This is a genomic window from Embleya sp. AB8 (genome assembly GCF_049739465.1).
Lineage (GTDB): Bacteria > Actinomycetota > Actinomycetes > Streptomycetales > Streptomycetaceae > Embleya.
Window position 1 is genome coordinate 1 of the sequence record NZ_JBMHHY010000053.1, and the last position, 19,735, is coordinate 19,735.

Annotated in this window: 12 protein-coding genes; 5 read left to right on the forward strand and 7 right to left on the reverse strand. The window is 71.9% G+C overall.

The genetic code is table 11. The annotated features are described in order from the left end of the window. Positions 1-217: 217 nt before the first annotated feature. The 6 genes from ABIA38_RS44030 to ABIA38_RS44055 form a co-directional block, all read right to left on the reverse strand. Complete coding sequence (locus tag ABIA38_RS44030; protein WP_424644680.1) at positions 218-2,494, reverse strand: FdhF/YdeP family oxidoreductase; 2,277 nt, start codon at positions 2,492-2,494, stop codon at positions 218-220. An 89-nt stretch (positions 2,495-2,583) separates the two neighbouring features. Continuing rightward, positions 2,584-3,747 (reverse strand): globin domain-containing protein, encoded by a 1,164-nt coding sequence (locus ABIA38_RS44035; RefSeq protein WP_424644681.1) that lies wholly within the window; start codon positions 3,745-3,747, stop codon positions 2,584-2,586. Positions 3,748-4,009: 262 nt separating this feature from the next. Continuing rightward, positions 4,010-5,659 (reverse strand): ABC transporter substrate-binding protein, encoded by a 1,650-nt coding sequence (locus tag ABIA38_RS44040; RefSeq protein WP_424644682.1) that lies wholly within the window; start codon positions 5,657-5,659, stop codon positions 4,010-4,012. 148 nt (positions 5,660-5,807) lie between these two features. Then, positions 5,808-8,312: a serine/threonine-protein kinase gene (locus ABIA38_RS44045; RefSeq protein ID WP_424644683.1), complete on the reverse strand. Its 2,505-nt coding sequence runs from the start codon at positions 8,310-8,312 to the stop codon at positions 5,808-5,810. A gap of 428 nt (positions 8,313-8,740) precedes the next feature. Next, complete coding sequence (locus tag ABIA38_RS44050) at positions 8,741-9,895, reverse strand: acyl-CoA dehydrogenase family protein (RefSeq protein WP_424644684.1); 1,155 nt, start codon at positions 9,893-9,895, stop codon at positions 8,741-8,743. Next, entirely contained in the window at positions 9,895-10,914 is a 1,020-nt protein-coding gene (locus ABIA38_RS44055; RefSeq protein WP_424644685.1) for an acyl-CoA dehydrogenase family protein, read from the reverse strand. Before ABIA38_RS44055 ends, ABIA38_RS44050 begins: the two co-directional genes overlap by 1 nt. 288 nt (positions 10,915-11,202) lie before the next feature. On the opposite strand from ABIA38_RS44055, the gene ABIA38_RS44060 reads away from it, so the two are divergent. The 3 genes from ABIA38_RS44060 to ABIA38_RS44070 all read left to right on the forward strand — a co-directional run bounded on the left by ABIA38_RS44060 (position 11,203) and on the right by ABIA38_RS44070 (position 13,809). Further along, on the forward strand, positions 11,203-12,273 hold the full coding sequence (locus tag ABIA38_RS44060) for a hypothetical protein (RefSeq protein WP_424644686.1): 1,071 nt from the start codon (positions 11,203-11,205) through the stop codon (positions 12,271-12,273). A 392-nt stretch (positions 12,274-12,665) separates the two neighbouring features. Continuing rightward, complete coding sequence (locus ABIA38_RS44065; RefSeq protein WP_424644687.1) at positions 12,666-13,121, forward strand: ATP-binding protein; 456 nt, start codon at positions 12,666-12,668, stop codon at positions 13,119-13,121. Positions 13,122-13,572: 451 nt separating this feature from the next. Further along, positions 13,573-13,809 carry a DUF397 domain-containing protein gene (locus tag ABIA38_RS44070; RefSeq protein ID WP_020554482.1) on the forward strand — a complete coding sequence of 79 codons (237 nt, stop codon included), beginning with the start codon at positions 13,573-13,575 and terminating at the stop codon, positions 13,807-13,809. A 48-nt stretch (positions 13,810-13,857) separates the two neighbouring features. Here the strand turns inward: ABIA38_RS44070 and ABIA38_RS44075 are convergent, their stop codons facing one another. Next, complete coding sequence (locus ABIA38_RS44075) at positions 13,858-14,724, reverse strand: helix-turn-helix domain-containing protein (protein WP_026219056.1); 867 nt, start codon at positions 14,722-14,724, stop codon at positions 13,858-13,860. Positions 14,725-15,220: 496 nt separating this feature from the next. On the opposite strand from ABIA38_RS44075, the gene ABIA38_RS44080 reads away from it, so the two are divergent. Continuing rightward, positions 15,221-16,633 carry an SWIM zinc finger family protein gene (locus tag ABIA38_RS44080; RefSeq protein ID WP_424644688.1) on the forward strand — a complete coding sequence of 471 codons (1,413 nt, stop codon included), beginning with the start codon at positions 15,221-15,223 and terminating at the stop codon, positions 16,631-16,633. Beyond that, positions 16,630-19,452 (forward strand): DUF6493 family protein, encoded by a 2,823-nt coding sequence (locus ABIA38_RS44085; RefSeq protein ID WP_424644689.1) that lies wholly within the window; start codon positions 16,630-16,632, stop codon positions 19,450-19,452. Before ABIA38_RS44080 ends, ABIA38_RS44085 begins: the two co-directional genes overlap by 4 nt. Positions 19,453-19,735: the final 283 nt, after the last annotated feature.

Consider the following 19,735-nt stretch of genomic DNA (forward strand, 5'->3'; position numbering starts at 1 on the left):
GCCGGACGGGCTGGGGTGTTTGCGGGGCTTGGGGCGCAGGGTTGCGGTCCCGGTCTCCGGGGGTGGCCCCCTGCGCCCGTGGCCGGCCTGCGGCCCGCTTGTCCTCAAGCGCCGGACGGGCTGGGGTGTTTGCGGACCTTTGGGCGAGAGGGTCGCGGTCTCGGTCTCCGGGAGTTGCGGTCCTTCGGTGTGGTCCTGTTGGCCGAAGGCGGCGAAGTCAGTGCGTGTGCGGCGCCAACCGGATCACGATCGACTTCGAGGTGGGCGTGTTGCTTTCGTCCGCCGTGCTGTCCAGCGGCACCAGCACATTCGTCTCCGGGAAGTACGCCGCCGCGCACCCCACCGCCGTGTCGTAGGCGACCACCCGGAACGCCTCGGCACGGCGCTCGCTGCCGTCGTGCCACTCGCTGATCAGGTCCACCAACGAGCCGTCCGCGATGCCTCGTTCGGCCAGGTCGGCCGGGTTGACGAAGACCACCCGGCGACCCTGCTTGATCCCTCGGTAACGATCGTCGAGGCCGTAGATCGTGGTGTTGTACTGGTCGTGCGAGCGCACCGTCTGCAGGATCAGCCGACCGGCCGGCACCCGCAACACCGCGAGGTCGTTGCGGGAGAAGTTGGCCTTCCCGGTCGTGGTCGGGAACTTCCGTGCGTCGCGCGGCCCGTGCGGCAGGACGAAGCCGCCGGGCTCGCGCACCCGGCGGTTGAAGTCGGTGAAGCCCGGGATCACCCGCTCGATGCGATCCCGGATCAGGTCGTAGTCGCGCGCGAAGTCGCCCCACGGCACCGACACCCGATCGCCGAGCACCCGCTCGGCGAGCCCGCAGACGATCGCCACCTCGGACCGCAACTGCGCCGAGGCGGGCGGCAGTTTGCCGCGCGACATGTGCACCGCGCTCATCGAGTCCTCGACCGTGACGAACTGGTCCCGCTCGGTCCGGCCGAGCGTGGGCAGGATCAGCGCCTGGCGCCCGGTGACCGTATGCGAGCGATTGAGCTTGGTGGACACCTGCACGGTCAGCCGAGTGGCCCGCAACGCGGCCTCGGTCGCCGTGGTATCCGGGGTCGCCGAGACGAAGTTGCCGCCGACGGCCAGGAACACCCGCACCGACTCGTCGCGCATCGCCCGGATCGCGTCCACCACGTCGTGCCCGTGCGCGCGCGGCGGGGCGAAGCCGAACTCCTTCTCCAACGCGTCCAGGAACGCCGCCGAGGGCTTCTCGTAGATGCCCATCGTCCGGTCGCCCTGCACGTTGCTGTGCCCGCGGACCGGGCACACCCCCGCCCCCGGGCGGCCGACGTTGCCGCGCAGCAGCAGGAAGTTGACCACCTCGCGGATCGTCGGCACCGAATTCTTGTGCTGGGTCAGGCCCATCGCCCAACACACCACGATCCGCCGCGAACCGAGCACCCGCCGATGGATGCGCTCGATCTGCGCCCGGTCGAGCCCGGTCGCCTCCAGCACGTCCGGCCACGGCGTGGTCCGTACGTCCGCCGCGAACTCGTCGAACCCGTGCGCGTATTCGTCGATGAACGCGCGGTCGAGCACGGTCCCGGGCGCCTCGTCCTCGGCCTCGAGCAACAACCGGTTCAGCGCGCGGAACAGCGCCAGGTCCCCGTTCACCCGGATCTGCGCGAACTCGTCGGTCAGTTGGGTGCCGGAGCCGAGCATGCCGGAGACCTTCTGCGGATTCTTGAACCGCAACAACCCGGCTTCGGGCAGCGGATTGACCGCCACGATCGAGGCGCCCGCCTGCTTGGCCTTCTCCAGCGCGGACAACATCCGGGGGTGGTTGGTGCCCGGATTCTGGCCCACCACGAAGATCAGGTCGGCCTGGTAGAGGTCCTCCAGCGACACGCTGCCCTTGCCGACCCCGAGGGTCTGGGTGAGCGCCGAGCCGCTCGACTCGTGGCACATGTTGGAGCAGTCCGGCAGATTGTTCGTGCCGAACGCCCGCACGAACAGCTGGTATACGAACGCGGCCTCGTTGCCGGTCCGCCCGGAGGTGTAGAACGCGGCCTGATCGGGCGAGTCGAGCGCCGTCAACTCCTCGGCGATCACGTCGAACGCGCCCTCCCAGGAGATCGGCGCGTAGTGCGTCGCGCCCTCGGCGAGGTACATCGGCTCGGTCAACCGGCCCTGCTGACCCAGCCAGTAGTCCGACTTGGCGGCCAACTCGGCCACCGGGTGCGCGGCGAAGAACTCGGCGCCCACCCGGCGGACCGTGGCCTCCTCGGCCACCGCCTTGGCGCCGTTCTCGCAGAACTCGGCGACGCTGCGATGCTCGGGCTCGGGCCACGCGCAGCCGGGGCAGTCGAAGCCCTGCTTCTGGTTGACCTGAACCAGGGTCAGCAGGCTGCGCCGCACCCCCATCTGCCGGCCCGCGTGGCGCAGCGACCAGACGACGGCCGGCAGTCCGGCCGCGTATTCCTTGGGTGGGCCGACCACGAGGCCCTCGTCGCCGACGTCGTCCACGGGCGGCTTGCTGACCATGCGGCGCTCCTGCGGTGCTCGAACCGGGTCGTCAGGACTCGGACCCTGACGATCCGTACGTTACGCCCCCGCGCCCGGGAGTCCGCAGCTCAGCGGCGCCGGGCCGGTTCGGGACGCGGTGCGAGCGGGTCCAGACTCTCGGTGTGCAGGCGCTGCGGGGTCACTCCCAGCTCGCCGGTCAGGCGGTGTGTGGTGGCCGCGACCATGGCCGCCGAGCCGCTGACGAACACGTCGTGGTCGTGCCAGTGGCCGTAGCGGGCCAGCACATCGGGCAGCGCGCCCCGATCGCCCGCGAACGAGCGGTCGTGGGTCACCGCCGGGACCACGTTCAACCACGGGTACACCTCGGCCATCGCGGCCAGCGCGTGCAGGTCGTAGAGGTCCGTGCCGTACTTCGCGCCGATGAACACGTAGGCGCGGTTCGCCAACTGACGCTGCGCCATGTGTTCGACCAGCGCCTTGATCGGGGCCAGTCCGGTGCCGGAGGCCACGCACAGCGCGCGGCGCAACGTCTCGCCGCGCAACACCAGGCCGCCGCGCGCCGGGCCGAGCCGGATCCGGTCGCCGATCCGGGCCCGGTGTACCAGCGCGTTGCTCACCCAGCCCGCCGGTATCGCCCGCACGTGCAACTCCAGGCGACCGTCCACGCGCGGGGCGTTGGCGATCGAGTAGTGCCGCCAGACCCTGGGCCACCACGGCGTCTCCACCGAGACGTGCTGGCCCGGGTGGTAGGGCAGCGGCCGATCCGGCTCGACGGTGATCACCGCGATGTCCCGGCCGCGCGGCTCGTGTCCGGTGATCACCGCGTCCCACCAGGCCGGCGCCTCCTCGGCATCGTCGGCGGCGGCCTCGATCATCACCGAGGCGGCCCAGGTGTACACCTCCAGCCAGGCGGCCCGCAGTTCGGGCGTCCAGCGGTTGCCCAGGTAGCGGGCCAATGCGCCGATCAGCGCGCCGCCGACCGCGTCGTAGTGCTCGTCCAGTACCCCGTACTTGCGGTGGTCGCGGCCCAACTGCCTTAGGAACCGCCGTAGTTCGTGCGGCTCGTCGCGGCCGGAGCCGAGCCGGAGCAGGGCGGCGAGCAGCCGGTCGCGTTGCAGGTCCATCGCCGGCGGGAAGAGCGCGCGCAGGTCGGGTCGGTGCAGGAACAACAACGCGTAGAAGTGCGAGACCAGATCTTGGGCGGCGGGCGCGACGGCCGCGAGGCTGTCGCGCAGCAGATCGGCCCGGGAGGGATCGGGACTTCCGGACATGACGGACCGCATCCTCGTGTGCTCGGAGAGCGACCGGTCCGGCCGGACATGTACCACCGAAGCCGGAAACCGCCGGTCGCCCGAAGGGGAAGTGACCCGACGGTACGCGGCGGTCCGAACGCGGAGGGTGGGGAATGCGCGAAGCCCGCCGCAGTGCGCCGCGGCGGGCTTACGCTTGAGGTTTTTGCGCCGTGTGGGTGACGGCACGGCGCGGGTCGGCAGTCGGCGGCGCGGCCGACGCTCGATCGACGTTCGATCGGCGCTACGAATCCCGGTTGAAGATCCGCGCGATATCCAGGTCCCGGACCGGTCCGACGACGCTCGGGTCCAGGCCCTTGGCCAGTACGTCCTCGGCGAAGTCCTTGAGCGGCCCGGCCGTCCAGCCGGGCGCCTGCGGGTAGGGCCGGCTCTCCTTGAGCGCGGCCAGGGTGGCCGGGCGCAGCAGGTTGGCGGTGCCCGAGGTGGTGGTCAGGTCGGCCATGGCCGGCGGCGTCTCGTTCTCGTTGGCCCAGCGCTCCTGCCAGGGTGCCGAGGACAACACCCGGAGCAGATTGCTCGCGCCGACCGGGTGCGCGGTCTTCGCGTTCACCGCGAACACCCCGCCCCACACCCCGACCGGGCCCGGCTTGTCCGAGGTGGGGCCGGGCATCGGGAACGCGGCCAGATTGCGGGCCGTCTCGGGGGAGGAGCGCAGCAGGTCGGCGAAGACCCAGTCGGGCTGGATCACCATCGCCGCCTTGCCGGCCGTGAGCACCGCGCTGATCGAGCCCGCCGGGTCCTTGTACTCCTCGACGTTCTTCGGCGCGGACGAATAGGCCTGGAGCCGCTGGAAGTAGCCGATCCCGTCCTTGCCGGCGGGGGTGCCCAGGCGCCCGGTCCAGTGCTCGCCGTCGCGCACCGCGATCTCGCAGCCGGCCTCGAACAGGCAGGCGGCCAACTGCTGCCAGGCCTTGCCGGTCAGGTGCAGCGCCTCGAACTTGGGGTCGCTCGCGTGGAACCGCTTGAGCTTGTCCAGTTCGGCGAACCACTCGTCGCGCGTGTGCGGTACGACGAACCCGGCCGGGTCGCACAGCCGCTTGTCGTAGATCACGACCGGCACGTAGACGTCCATCGGCAGCGCGTACAGCTTGCCGTCGAACGTGCAGGCGGCCCGGGCCGCCGGATGCCAGCCGTCCACGTTCAGCCGGCCGGCGTACGGGGTCAGGTCGAGCAGTGTGCCGCGGCGGACCCGGCGGGCCAGGCTCAGCGTGTCCAACTGGAAGATGTCGGGGCCGTTGCCGGCGGCCAGCGCGGTGTCCAGTTTCTGCTGGTCGATGAACTCCTGGACGTCCATCCGGGTGCTCCCCAGCGGGTCCACCTTGACCAGCGCGTTGCCCAGGTCGGTGTTCGTCTTGGCCTGGTCGACGCCCGGGGTGAAGATCTTCTCCTGCCACACGGTGAGCGTGTACGGGGCGCTCTCGGTCGCGGGCGGCGCGTCCGGTGTGGGCGGCGGAACGGGGGGCGCGGGGGGCCCGGTGGTCGGCGGCGGCGGCGACGGCTTGGGCGCGGCCGACTTGCCGTTGTCGCGGGTGAGCAGCCACGCGGCGACTCCGCCACCGGCCGCGACGACCGCCGCGACCGAGCCGGCGACGAGCACGTTGCGCCGGGACGAACCGCCGCCGCCGGTGCCGCCGGCGGGTGGTTGTGGTCCCCAACTCGGCGGGGGCGGCGGCACGTCGGGGTACTGCGGCGGGCCGCCGGGATACTGCGGCACGGGCGGCGGCCCGGCCGGGTACTGCGGAGGTGGCGGCGGTCCGGCGGGCTGCTGTGGGGGCGGCGGCACGGCCATCGGCGCGTAGGTGGGCCGAGGGGGCGGGTTGGCCGAGGCGTCGTCTTCCGTCGACGCATTCGGGTCGTCGTTCCACGACGGCACGGTGCGACTCCTCCGATAGCAGGATCATCAGATGACGCCACACCTTAGGCCGCGAGGCGTTCGCCGTCGCCTGGGACTTCCGTCAATTCGGTGGCACCCGGCCCGCCGGCCCGCGGCGCCGGCCGTGCCCCGTCGCCCGGGGCGCCCGTCAACCCGGTGGGGGTGTGCCGAATTCGCGGGCGACGATGGTGTTCGCGGCGGCTGCGGCGGCCAACGGGTCGGTGCCGGCCAGGGTTTGCCGGGACAGTTCGGTCAGTGGGCGGTCGGACCAGCCCGGGGCCACCGGATAGGCGCGGCCACCCATCGGGAGGGCGGCGATCGCGGCGGGGATCATCGGGTTGTCGGCCGGGACGGCCCGGTCCAGGCCGGTACGGACCGGGACCAGGCGGCCCTCGCCGGCTATCCGGGCCCGCCAGCGGTCGGTGCCGAGCAGCGCGAGGAGGTCGATCGCGGCCTCCTTGAACAGGCTCGCGGCGGATACCGCCAGGACCGTACCGCGCACGCCGACCGCGGCCGGTTTGCCCGCCGTCCGGCCCGGGATCGGGAACGCGCCCAACACCGCGCGCAGCGCCGGATTCGCCGCCGTCACCGCGTCGTACAGCGCCGAGTCGGCGATCGCCGACGCGACGCCGCCGCGCGCGATCCGGGCCGCGATCGCCGGATCGTCGTTGGCCACGGCCCCCGCGTCCGGCGCGTAGGACTGGAGGTGTCGGAAGAACCTGGCCCCCTCGACCGAGCCGGGCAGGTCCAGCGTGCCGCGCCAGGCGTCGCCCTCCTGGACCGCGATGGTGCCGTCGTCCTCCCACACACACGAGGCCAACACCGGCCAGGCCCCGCCGGGGACGTACACCGCGCGAAAATCGGGATTGGTCGCGTTCGCGAGCTTGAGCTTCTCCAGGTCCGCGACCCACGTCACCCGGTCCGTCGGCACCCCCACCTGCGCCGCCTGGAACAGGCCCCGGTCGTACAGCACCACCGGCACGCTCGCGGCCAGCGGCAGGGCCAGGACCCGCCCGCCCGAGGTGACCGCGGCCCGTACGGCGGAGAACCAGGTGCCGCCGTCCAACCGGCTCTGATGCGGCGTCAGGTCCATCACCAGGTCGGCCGCGTTGAACCGGGCCAGGGTGAGCAGGTCGAGCTCGAACACGTCCGGCCCCCGCCCCGCGCGCAACGCCTGCTCCAGGGCCTGGGGGTAGCCGGCCCTCGGGTGCACCCGGGTGTTCAGCCGGGCGCCGGTGCCGGTCTTGACGAACTCCAGGCCCAGATCGCCCAGGAGCGAGGTGGGCATCAGGTTCTCCGCGGTCCAGACGCTGATCTCCTGGACCCGGCCGGGGGTGCTCGGCACGGTGCCGGCCGGGGCCGTCCGCGGCGGTGGCACCGGCTTCTTCGGCGCGGCCTTGGGCGAGTCGCCGCCCCGGGTCAGCCCCCAGACCGCGGCGCCGCCACCGAGCACGGCGGCGCCGGCCGCCACCGCGAGGAAGCCCCGCCGCGACTTGGCCCGAGAGCGGGCCCGGCGCGCGCCGGTGGGCCCGTCCTCCCGAGCGGGTGACCCGGCGTGCGCGGGTCGCGATGGCACCGACGCGTCGGCCGACGTGCTCCCCGGGGGCGAAGTCGCAGGCGACGCCGACGGCGACGGCCCGGGTGCGGACGCGGGCGGCCGGGCGGCCGAAGGCGCCGGCTCCGGCGCGGCCGGCGTGCTCCCCATCGGCGGCGCCGGCACCGTGCCCGTCGCGTACGGCTCGCTGCCCGGCATCGGCTCCGGCGGCTCCCACGGATGGGCCACCCGCTCCGCCACCCACGCGGCGGTGGCCGTCGGCAGCCAGGTCGGCCCGGGTGTCCCGGCCGCGACCCGGACCACCTCCTCCGGCGTGGGCCGCCGCGCCGGGTCCTTGACCAGACACGCCGCGAGCAGATTCCGCAACGACGCCGGCACGTCGCCGAGTTCGGGTTCACCCTCGGCGACCCGATCGGCCGGCGAACCCTCCCCGCCCAGGTCGAAGGGACCCACACCGGTCGCCGCGAACGCGAGGACCGAGCCGAGCGAGAACACGTCCGTCGCCGGACCCACCGTCAGATCCCGTACCTGCTCCGGCGAACGGAACCCGGGCGAGTCGAGCACGGTGCCGATCACCACACCGTCCGCGGTCACCGCCGAGCCGAACGAGCCCGGCGAGCCGTGCGCGACCCCGACGTGCGGCAGCCGAGGTCCGTTCGGATCGAGCAACACCGCGCCCGGGTCGAGCCGCCCGTGGTACAGCCCGGCCGAGTGCAACAGGGCCAGTGCGCCCGCGAGTTCCCCGGCCAGGGCGCGCAGCGAATGGCCGGGCAGGGGGCCGTGCCGACGCACCGTCTCGGCCAGCGTGGGTCCGGGGATGTGCGTGGTGGCGTACCAGAGTTGCCGGCCCGTGGTCTCCGCGTCCAGCACCACCGCCGTGCCGGGACCGGGCAACCGCCGCGCGGCGGCCACCTCTTCCCCGAAGCGGGTGCGAAAGGCCGGGTCACGCCCGAGGTCGGCCCGGATCACCCGCACGACGACGGGTGCGTCGTCGGGCGCGGCGCCCAGATAGGTCCGAGCCGTGGTCCCCTCGCCGAGCCGGCCCACCAATCGGTAGGCGCCGACGTTCGAAGGGTCCTCGTCGTGCAGCGGGCGCATGGCAGAAACTCCGTTTCGCTCACCGGTGTGAACGGTGCCGAAGTCTGCCATGAAGCGCGGGGCCCGCAGGCCACCTGTTCGGCCGCCCGCGATCGGCGCCGGCCTTATCCGCATACGCCGGGCGATGCGGTCCGGCGCGTCCCTCGGGGCCACCGGACCGCGCGCGGCCCGGGGCCGATGGACCCCGAGGCAACCGCGCGCCAGCCCCGCGCCGCCCCCCAAGGCGATCGCGAGCGCGGCCCGCACCTGCCGCCCCGAGGCGACCGCGCGTGCGGCCCGCGCCGGCCGCCTCCCGACGCGATTGTGCGCGACGTCGGGTCCCCACCTCCCGGGGCCGCCGCGACATCCGCATCCGCCGGGCGGACCCCCGCAACCACCGCGCCCTCGCACGCCCGGCCGGTCCGCCGGACGCGCGAGCGCGCTCCCCGTCACCGCGACCTGGGCAGCCCCAGCCGGTGTTCGGCGATGTTGTTGCGCTGGATCTCGCTGGTCCCGCCGTAGATCGTGGTCACCGGCGCGTCCCGGGCCGCGTGGTCGACGAACCACGCGTCGCCCGGCTCGCCGAGCAGCCCCTCGGGGCCGGCCATGTCCAGGCACGCCTCGGCGGCGCGGTTGTAGGCCTCGCTCGCGTACAACTTGGCGATCGAACCCTCCGTCGTGGGCAACCCGCCCGCGCTCGCGAGCAGTGCCGGACGCAGGGCGAGCAACGCGGTGATCTCGTTGTCGATGGCGATCCGGGCCAACCGTTTGCGGACCGACGGGTCGTCCAGCACCCCGGTGTCGGCCGCCCACCGGGTGAACCGGCGCAGCAGCGACACCCCCTGGTTCAGGTTCCCGAACACGCCGCGCTCGTAGGCCAACGCCACCTTCATCACGTCCCACCCACCGTTCACCTCGCCCAGTCGCCAGCGGTCGGGCACCCGTACGTCGGTGAACCAGGTGATGTTGGTCCGGTCCCCGCCCATCGTGGCCACCGGTCGGATGGAGATGCCCGGCAGGTCCATCGGCACCAGGAACATGGTCAGTCCGCGATGTTTGGCCACGTCGGGGTCGGTGCGGGTCAGCAGGATCACGTAGCCGGCCTCGTGCACGAGCGTGGTGAACATCTTCTGGCCGTTCACCAGCCACACCGGCTCGTCCGGACGGCCCGGGACGAGCTCGGCGCGGGTGGCCGCCGCGGCGACGTCCGAGCCCGAACCCGGCTCGCTGTACCCGAGCGCCGCGATCGCCTCGCCGCGGTGGAACCGGGGGAGTACCTCGGCCCGATGGAACGCGCTGCCGATCTGCTCGACGATGCCCGCCACCAGCATGGTGTTGGCCAGGCCGAAGAACGGCGCGTCGGCCAGGCCGAGTTCGTCGAAGAAGACGTACAGCTCCAACGGATCGCGCCCGCCGGCCCGGTCCGGCCCGGCCATGCCCTCCGCGATCACCCCGGTCGCGGCCAGCGCGCGATGGAACTCCCAGTCGTGGCAGGTGCCCGTGCGTCGGGCCCGGTCGATCATCTCCTCGGTCAGGTGCTCCGCCACGAACGCCCGGATCCGGCGGCGGAACTCCTCGACCGACGCCTTCGGCTCGAAGTCCATCAGTTGCCCCCCTCGGCTCCGAAGAGATCGTCGGCCAACCGCCGGTACTCCTCGTCCGGATCGCCCAGTACCAGCGGCCAGCCCCGGGCGCGGCGGAAGTAGAGCTGCACGTCGTATTCCAGGGTGACCCCGTAGCCGCCGTGGAAGTGCACCGCACGACAGGTGGTGGTGCGCGCCACGTCGGTCGCGGCCAGGAAGGCCATCACCGCCAACCTGGCGGCCTCGGCCGGATCACCCTCGTCGGCACACCACGCGGCCTTCGCGGTGAGCAGCCGGATCCCGTCCAGCGGCCCGACCAGATCGGCCAACCCCTGTTGGACCGCCTGGAACGCGCCGATCGGCCGGCCGAACTGCTCGCGCTCCAGGGTGTACGCCACCGCCAACTCGAGGGCGCGCTCGGCCAGCCCGGCGAGCGTGGCCGCCATATACAACTGCCACTCGCGCCGCAGCGCCGCGAACCGCCGGCCCGCGTCCGCGCCGTCGGCCAGCACGATCCGCCCACCCCGGTCGGCGCGTACCCAGCGGTCGGCCAGGGGGCTCGCCGCGTGGTTGACCGGTGCGGTCAGCGGTGGTTCGCCGCGCACCGCGACCAGTTCGTCCTCGTCCAGGGCCACCACGACATCGGCCACCGCGCCGCCGGGCAGCAGCCGGGCCAGCCCGTCCACCGTCGGCCGCAGTGCCGGTGCCGCGATCAACGTGCCGGCGGCCACCTCCGCGCTCCAGGGTGTGTCCACGAGCAGTCGCGACGCGGCCAGATGTCCGCTCAGCGGCACCGGCGCCAGCACCCGGCCGGCCTCGTGCAACAGCAGGGTCAATTCCAGTCGGGTCGCGCCACCGCCACCGGCCCGCTCGGGCAGCGCCATTCCCGGAGCGCCGAGCGCGGCCAGGCGTCGCCACAGATCGGGCGCGAAGCCCAGTGGTTCGGCCGCGCGGACCACGGAAATCGGGCATCGATCCGCGAAGAACCGCGAAAAGGCGCTCCGTACCGCCTGTTGATCTTCCGTCGGTTCAAGATCCACCGGCGACCTCCGTTCACATCTCGCCGCTCGCACGAGCCGGCGAGCGCACGTTAGTCCCGCGCGCCACACCCATCCAGGGCATCGGCGGTCGAAGCGGCCGATGTGCCGGAGATCTCGATCCCATGACATTACTTGCCAGTAGGTGACGGGCGGGTTGCGCTTTGCAAAGATCGGCTGCCCGAGTGACAAACAACGAGAACTGGTGCTTTCCGCCATGCGGGTCCTGGGCGATCGAGCCGATTACCCATACGATCCGAGGAATCACGGAAAGCGAAGGGAGAACCCGCTGTGCGTGCATACCGCCACGTGGCGCTGGTGCTGATCGCCCTGCTGGGTGCGGCCCTGATCATCTTCCCGCTGGCCGCCGGCCTGCCGAAGAAGACGCAGGCTGTCGACAACCTGACCAACGACTTCCGGTCCGCGTTCACCCCCGCGGCAATCGCCCAGAGCCGGACCGACCTGGTCACGATGAACGAGATGCTGGCGCAACTGCAGACCGAGACCTTGCCGGGCCTGGCCCAGCAGGCCGGGGTGAGCACGCCGCAGCTGGTCAACCTGATGGGCGTCACCGCGCCCGAGGTCGGCAAGGGCCTCAAGGAAGTGCCCACGATCATGCCCCGGTTCAACAAGCTCGCGAGCACGATGGACGCGCAGGCCGGGAACTTCCGCGAGGCCGACGCCATCCCCACCGCGGATGTCCCGAACACCGCGGTCACCTATCTCTATCTGGTGCCGGGCATCGTGCTGCTCGTGCTGGGCGCCGGCGGGCTGTTGTTCTCCTTCGTCGGCAACCGGGTCGTGCTGAGCACGGTGTGCCTGGCGCTGGCCGCGGTGGTCGGCCTGGCCATGGTGATCGGCACGCTCGCCACCGGGGTGATCGGCAAGACCAAGGCGAGCGACAAGATGTTCGACGCGTTCCGCCCCACCTTCACCACCGCCGGATACCAGCAGGCGCACACCGACCTGGACACGCTGACCAAGATGGCGGTCGGCATGAAGACCAAGTCGCTGCCGGCGATGGCCGCGCTGCTGAAGCAGCAGCCCGCCGAGTTCACCACCCGGCTGGCCACGCAGTACCCCAAGGTCGGCAAGGGCCTGGTGGAGACCGATCGCATCCTGGCCAAGTTCAACGCCCTGGTGGAGAACATCGGCCGCAACGTCGACACCTTCCAGACCGCGGACAGCATCCCGAACAAGAACACCAAGGCGGCGGTGATGCCGTGGCTGCAGCTCGGTCCGGGGCTCGCGGTCTTCCTGCTCGCCGGCGCGGCGCTGGTGATCCAGTTCACCGGACGCGGAAACCGGTCGGCGGGCCTGCCGACGGACACCCCGCAACAACCCTCCGGCGCCACGGCGTGACGCCGAGTCCCGTCCGGCGACCACGCACGGGAACCGTCCGCCAACTGTGTGCGTAGGTTGTCCGGATTATTCCCGATGTAAGGCCAAAAGAAAGAAAAGACTGGTTCCCTGAATGTCCGGGAACCGGCGGTAAAGCGGCCCTTGGCCCATCGAAATGCACGTGCATCGGCGCGGTGCAGACGCAGAAATCGTCGATGCACGTGCATCCGGTCTTGCAGTTGGGGTCGGCATCCTCATAATGAAGTGTGTGCATGTGCACGCGCATGTGCATGGACGCTCTGTGAGGCGAGTCCTCTGGCGGCGTTCCCAACAGGCCGGGGACCAGTACCCGCTCGGAGGCACGGATGACCGTCGCGAGTCCCGCAGGGTTCCGGACGTCGACGTTTCAGTGGATGGAGCCTCTGGCCGGGGATATGGGCCCTACATCCGATATCGCGATACAAGCTCTGGCCGCGCGTCGTGAGTCGGTCAAGGCCGCCCGCGACTTCACTCAGTCGGTGCTCGCCGGCTGGGGGGCCGCCTGCATCGAGGACGATCTGGCGCTGGTCGTCTCCGAGCTCGTCACGAATGCGCTGTGTCACGGTCTGGGTGCCGGCCGCGACGACGCCGACGACGTCGCGCACAACATCCAACTGGCGTTGCTGCGCAAGGGGGAGCGCGTCATGTGCGCGGTTCAGGACCCCGGCGAGAACCTCCCCGAGGCGCAGGTCGGCGGTGAGGACGAGGAATCCGGGCGCGGACTGTATCTGGTCGGTTGCTTCAGTGATTCGTGGGGCTGGTTCCCATTGAACGGCATGGGTCGGCGTACCGGAAAGGTCGTCTGGGCGATGTTCGAGATACCCGCCTGACAAACACGTTCCGCAGCATGCGGACCGCATTGCGTGGCGGTTGACGAGGCACCAATGTGTTGCAGGTTTGCGGGGAGTTTTAATTCACATTCGGTGGCGGCAACCGAATGCGGCGTTTTCGGAGTCAGATAAGGGTGCCAAGCGTTTACCCGTCGATCCTTCGACGGGTTTTCTGCATTCCTACGCCCGTTTCGTCCCGCCCCGCTTAAGGAGCTTTTACGCTTCCTTTGAAACCTTGAGGAATGCCTGCGCCCTCTCGTGTGAGAGAAGTCCGGCTGCGCTATCATCACCGTTGTACGCTGCATATGCATGGTCAGATGCACGTGCATGCGTAAGTCGGATCGGTTCTGGAAGAAATTGCTACGGACCGGGACGAAGGAACGACACGTGCCGCAACCGGGGGCGGGCGACCGCCGTCGGGTCGCTCGGCGAGAGGTCCAGGAGAAGCGTCATGCAGGCAACGCACAACGGGGTATCGGCGACCGCGCTCGACGGGGTCACCTGGCAGAAGAGTCGCCGCAGCAACTCGCAGGGCAATTGCGTCGAAATGGCGGCGCTGCCGGACGGCGACGTCGCGGTCCGCAATTCGCGCCACCCCGACGGGCCGGCGCTGATCTATACGCGCGCCGAGATCGAGGCGCTCATCCTCGGGGTCAAGGACGGGGACTTCGACAACCTGCTCGCGTGAAAGCCCGCCCGGGTCGCGCCGCCCGGGTGGGATCTCGCGACGGTCGGCTCAGTTCTCCTTCAGGATCCGCTGGAGCAGGTCCACACTCTTGTCCGGCGGCATGCCGTCCACGCTCAACCGGTCCATGACCTCGGTGTACGCGTCGACCTCGTCCCGCTTGTCGAGATACAGCGCGCTGGTGAGCTGTTCCAGGTAGACCACGTCCGGCAGGTCGCTCTCCGGGAACCGCAACAACAGGAACGGGCCGCCCTCGGCCGCGTGCGCACCGAACCGGAACGGCATGATCTGGATCGTGACGTTCGGCAGGGCGGCCATCTCGATCAGGTGCCGCACCTGATCACGCATCACATCCCGACCGCCGATCGGCCGCCGCAGGGCCGCCTCGTCCAACACCACCCACAACCGGGGCGGTTTGTCGCGGTACAGGATCGACTGGCGCTGCATCCGCAGACCCACCCGCCGGTCGACCTCGGCCGCCGACGCGGAGGGCTGACCGGCGATCACCACGGCCCGCGCGTACTCCGGGGTCTGGAGCAGGCCGGGGACGAACTGCACCTCGTAGGTGCGGATCACCGAGGCGGCCTCCTCCAGGCCCACGTAGACCTGGAACCAACTCGGCAGGATGTCGTTGTAGTTGTGCCACCAGCCCTGCGCGTTCGCCTCCGCGGCCAGGCCGAGGAGCGCGGCGCGCTCGGTCTCGTCGCCCACTCCGTACATGGTCAGGAGATCAGCCACGTCTCGCTCCTTGAAGCTGACGCGCCCCAGTTCCATTCGGCTGATCTTCGATTCGGAGGCCCGGATCTCGTAACCGGCCTCCTCCCGCGAAATCCCCTTCGCTTCGCGCAGACGGCGAAGCTGGGAACCGAGGAGAATACGGCGAACCGTCGAGCCGCTCCCCGGCTGCGTTGCGGGCATCTGCTACCTCCGGCTGAATGGACCAGCGCATAGTATGCCGGCGCGTTGCCACGCGTCCTCGGATCATGGTTACAACAGCACTCTCTGACGATGTGCCACCACCCACCCGGATCGACCATGTGCCGCAGTTCGGCATGTCATGTTCGGACCCCGGGCCCCAGCCGCCCATGCTCGCACAGGTGATACCACCTAATCGATGCCGTGGCACCGCGAATCCCCCTCTACTGTCGGGTAATCCGGATGTTTCCGGCGAACGGACGGCCCGAATCGCCACGCTGCGCGCGCGGTCCGTGACACGTGCCGTATCCGGGTCCGCGCGAATGACGTGGGCCGACTCGTGCACACGGGTGAATCGATCGCGCGTCGCGCATCGCCGACCGCGCCGAAGTCGCCTTGAAGGCGCGCCGAAAGCGGTTCGCCCGCGACGCGCGACGCCCCGCCGGCTCGCGACGGCGGCCCGAATCCCGCTGTCGGACGGGCTGTCTACGTTGTCCGCATGTCCTCCCCGGTGCACTCCTTCACCTACCTGCGCTCGTCCGCGCTGGCCGCCGTCGACGGCACACCCTCGCTGGGCCTACAGACCTGCGGCGGCCTGAGTTCGCGCGGCCTGACCCCCTTCCCGCGCTTCTTCGACGGGTTCCTGACCGCACCCGAGGCGGCGGCGGGCGGCCTGCTCGCGGTCGCCGACGTCGCGGCGGCGCGCTACTACCAACCGCTGCGCCCCGGTTCGCTGGATCCGGTGGTCACCGGCAACGGCGACCGGTTGCGCTTCGAGTCGTTCTCCGCATGCTGCGGTGTGCACGCCCGCCTCGACGTGTTGCCCGCCGGGATCGACGGCGAGATGTTCGGCACGGGCACCACCAACGTGGACGTCAACACGCCGCTGCGTGAGGCGCTCGCCAAGGTCGGCGGCGCGGATCCGCTGCACCTGGCGGTCGGCCCCGACGACGTGACGGTCACCACCTTCGATGGACCGGTCGTGGAGAAGAAGGTGCCGCTGCCCGAGCGCTGGTTGCGCGGCTTCGCCGAAGTCCAGGTGATCTCCGGCGGGTTCGACCTGCGCGCGGAACTTTCGGCGGGCGAGGCGGTGCGCTTCCTGCGGGCGCTGCCCAAGGGCACCAGGCAGGCGCTGTGGGCGATCCCGACCGGCCGCGCGCTGCGGCTGACCGCGCGCCCGCAGCCGGGCGCGGTGTGCCTGCCCGGGCCGGACCGGCTCCAGGCACTGAACCGGCTGTTGCGGCACGCGCTCGCGCTGCGCGTCTACGGACCCGCGGTACACCCGCGCAGCACCGCGGTGTCCTCCGCCTGGGAGCTCGAACTGCCGGGCATGCGGCTGACCTTGACCCTGTCCCCGGATCCGGCCCGCGGCTTCTCCGGCGAGGGCGCGGTGCTCACCGGCCTGGCGAGCGAGACCGGCGCCGCCGACGCCGACCTGATCTCCGCCCTGCTGGCTTGGGAACCCCGGGTGGAGATCGGCGAGTTGGCCGCCCGCTCGGGCCTGGACACCGAGCGGGTGCGGGCCGCGCTGGTCCGCCTGGGCACCGGCGGGCGGATCGGCTACGACGTCGCCGAGGCGGCCTACTACCACCGCGAGTTGCCCTACGACACGGGCCGCGTCGAGCGGATGAACCCGCGCCTGCGGGACGCGCACACGCTGGTCGCGGCGGGCGCGGTGACGCTGAGCGCGGCCGGCGAACGTGCCACGGTGCGCAGCGGCGAGCGCGACTACGCCCTACGGCTCGCCGGGGACGGCAGCTGCACGTGCCAGTGGTGGGCCGAGTATCGGGGCGGACGGGGGCCCTGCAAACATCTGCTGGCCACCCAGATCGTGCGGGGGCGGACCGGCCGGGCCGACTCGGCGGACACCGTGGCCGCGACAGCGACCACAACACGGGAGGCGAACCGATGACCGGGACAGAGCCGAGGACCGGGACGGGGCCGACGACCGGGACCGGGCGGACGACCGGGACCGGGGCGGGCGTGGCCGAACCACCGGTCGTCCGCGAGCCGCTGACGTGGGAGCACGTACAGGCGGCGCTGCGCGCGTGCGACGGTCCCGACGATCCGGCGCCGTTCGTGGCGCTGTTCGCCGGGCGCACCGAGGCCGAGCGCCGCGCGCTGCTGCCGGCGTACAAGGAGGCGGTCCGCTCGCTGCGGGAGGACTCGCGCGGCCTGCGTACCCTGCGCTACGTGGGCGTCGCGTGCCTGGGCGGGCCGGCCGGGATCGCCCAGTGGCTGCTGCGCGAGGACTTGAACCGGCTCGGAACATACGGCGAGGAGGCCGTCTACACACTGCTCGCCGAACGCGACCCGGCCTGGATACCGGAGATCGTTCGGCGGATGGCGGCGAAGATCACCGCCGACTCGTGGGGCAATCAGTGGGAGCTGGTCGACGTGCTCGTGCGCGGTGCCGGGCTGCCCGCGCCGACCACGCCCGGCTTCGTGAACCGATGGATGGCGCAGCTGGGCGAGCGCCCGTATCGGCTACGCCACCTCCCCGAACGCACCTTCGTGGAAAACCTCGGCACCGACCACTACCTCCCCGAACTGCTGCCCGCGATCTTCGAGGTCGCCGGCGCCGGGCAACACCTGGACCAGCGGGCCGGCTGGGTGCCCGCGCTGGCCGAACTCGCGGACGCGAAGGTGATCGAGCGCGACGTGGTCCTGGACGGCTGCGTCTCGCGCCTGCTGCGCGGCGAACGCCCGGGCGCGCTGCGCGGGTTCCTCCGGATGCACGACGCCCTCACGCCCACCGACGACGAACTCGCCGCGCGCGTGGACACCTATCTGCGACTGCTCCCGGACGCCCCCTCCCCGGTGGCCGGGATGGCCCAGGACGTACTGCGCCGGTTGGACGACGCGGGCCGGCTCGACCCGGAGCGGATCGTCGAGGCGAGCCGCAGTGTGCTCTTCCGCGCCGAGAAGAAGCTGGTCCGCGCCCAACTCGCCTGGCTGGCCAAGGCGATCAAGCGACACCCGGAACACGCGGGTGCGCTGCTCGCCACCGCCGGCACCGCGTTCGGGTCGACCGCGACCGAACTCCAGGAGCGGGCGGTCGCGCTGATCGTCAAGCACGTCGGCAAGCTGCCCGCCGACCAGGCCGAACCGGTATACGACGAGATCCGGGCCCAACTCCCGATGCTCGGGGACGCGTTGCGCCCGGAGGCGGCGGCGCTGGTCGGCGAGAGTGGGGCGCCCGTGGCGGAGCTCGTGGTGCCGCTCGGACCGCCGCCGCCGCGCGAGTTGCCCGCGCCGATCGGCTCGCCCGCCGAACTGGCCGAGGAACTCGCGGTGTTGTTCGCGGGCACCGCCAACCCGTGGGTGAACCCGCGCGGCATGGCCACCGACCCGCTCGCGGTCGAGCGGATCATCGCGGCCATGCTGCGCGAACACGCCCGGGACCGCCAGGCGTTGCACGTCGCGCTGCTCCCGCTCACCGAGCACCACGCGCACATCGTCGAGCAAGACTGGTTCGTCCATCAGGTGCAGGGAGCGGTCGGCGCGATGGTGGCCGCCGCCACCGGCCGCGGCGGCACCCGACAGGGCTGGTTCCGCAGCCTGTTCGGCAAGGGTAGCGAGGCGAGCGACCACGACCTGATCCCGGGCTCCAGGGTCGACGTCGACCGGATCGAGCAACCCCAGCGCTTCCTGCTGGCGCGCCTGTACGAGGTGGGCACGCGGCTGCGGGTGCCGTACTCCGGGCCGTACCTGGCCGAGATCGCCACCGCGACCGGCTTCGTGGACCCTGAGGCCCTCGTGGCGGGCCTGGAAACGTGGGAGGCGTCCGGACGCACCCCCTGGGGGCGCGACGTCGACCAGGCGCTGCTGCGGCTGCCCGCCGAACTCGACGCCGGGCTGATCACCCGCGCCGGCCGACTCGCGTCACCCGCGGGCCGCCGGGTGGCCCGGACGATGGCCGCCGGCGGCGTCGCGCCGGCCGTCGTCACGCGCGGGCGCTACCCCCGGATCCACCGCGAGTTCTGCTCCGCGGACCGGGAATGGCGGCACTTCGACGGGCCGTTGGCCTCGGTTGCCCCCGGCGCCGGGGACACCGTGCCGAAGAGCGCACTGACCCTGTTCGACCTGGCCGACCCGGGCGCCACCGCGCGTGGTCCGGGCTGGTCCCAGGGCACCGAGCCCGATCTGCACTGCTGGCCGCTCATGTTGCCGCGGGACCGGGACACGATCGCGGCGCACCTGGCGATCCGTACGCAACGTGGGATCGATGACCTGTGTCGAGGCGCGGAGGTGCTGCCCGCGCTCGCCGAGTCGTACGGCGCCCTCGGCTCGGGGATGTCGCTCGCCCTGGCCTACGCGCTCGGTGCCCGGGCCGCCGAGGACCGGACCGGCGCGGTCGACGCGTTCGTCACGCTGAGCGCGCGCGGCGACGCGTGGGACACCGCCGCGCTCGGCCGCGATCTGGGCGAGGCGGTACGCACCCGGGGGGTCAAGACGACGCGCGTGGTCGGCGCGCTTCGCGACGCGGCGCGGGCGGGGGCGGGGGAGCCGGTGTGGGGGGTGCTCACGGGCTTCCTGCCGGACCTGTTGGCCGGTACGAAGGCCACCGGGTTGGCCGACGTGTTGTCCCTGGCCGCGGAGACTGCCGTGGGCGCGGGGGCTCGGGACGTCTCCATTCGCGGCCTGGCCGAATTCGCCGACCGCAAGGGTGGTTCGCGCGCGTTGGTCGAGGCGAGGCGGCTGCGCAAGGCCCTTGCGGGCGGGTCCTGAGCTTCGGGAGGTGTTGCCCGCCCGCCCACCCGTTACGTTCACCGCGACGGCTGCGGTTCTGCAGGCTGCGGGCCGGCCCGATCCGGCCCCGCGGCCCGCGGAGGCGGCTGCGCACGGAAGTCGGCGGACCGGCTGCGGTTTCGAGGCGGACCGGCGGCAAAGCAACCCAACAGGCAGCAACGCCCCGAACCGCCTCCGGCACACACTTCGGCCACTGCGCATGCGGCTGGCGCCCAACCCCGCTCGCTGCGCTTGCGACCTGCGTTCCGCCTCGCTCGCTCCG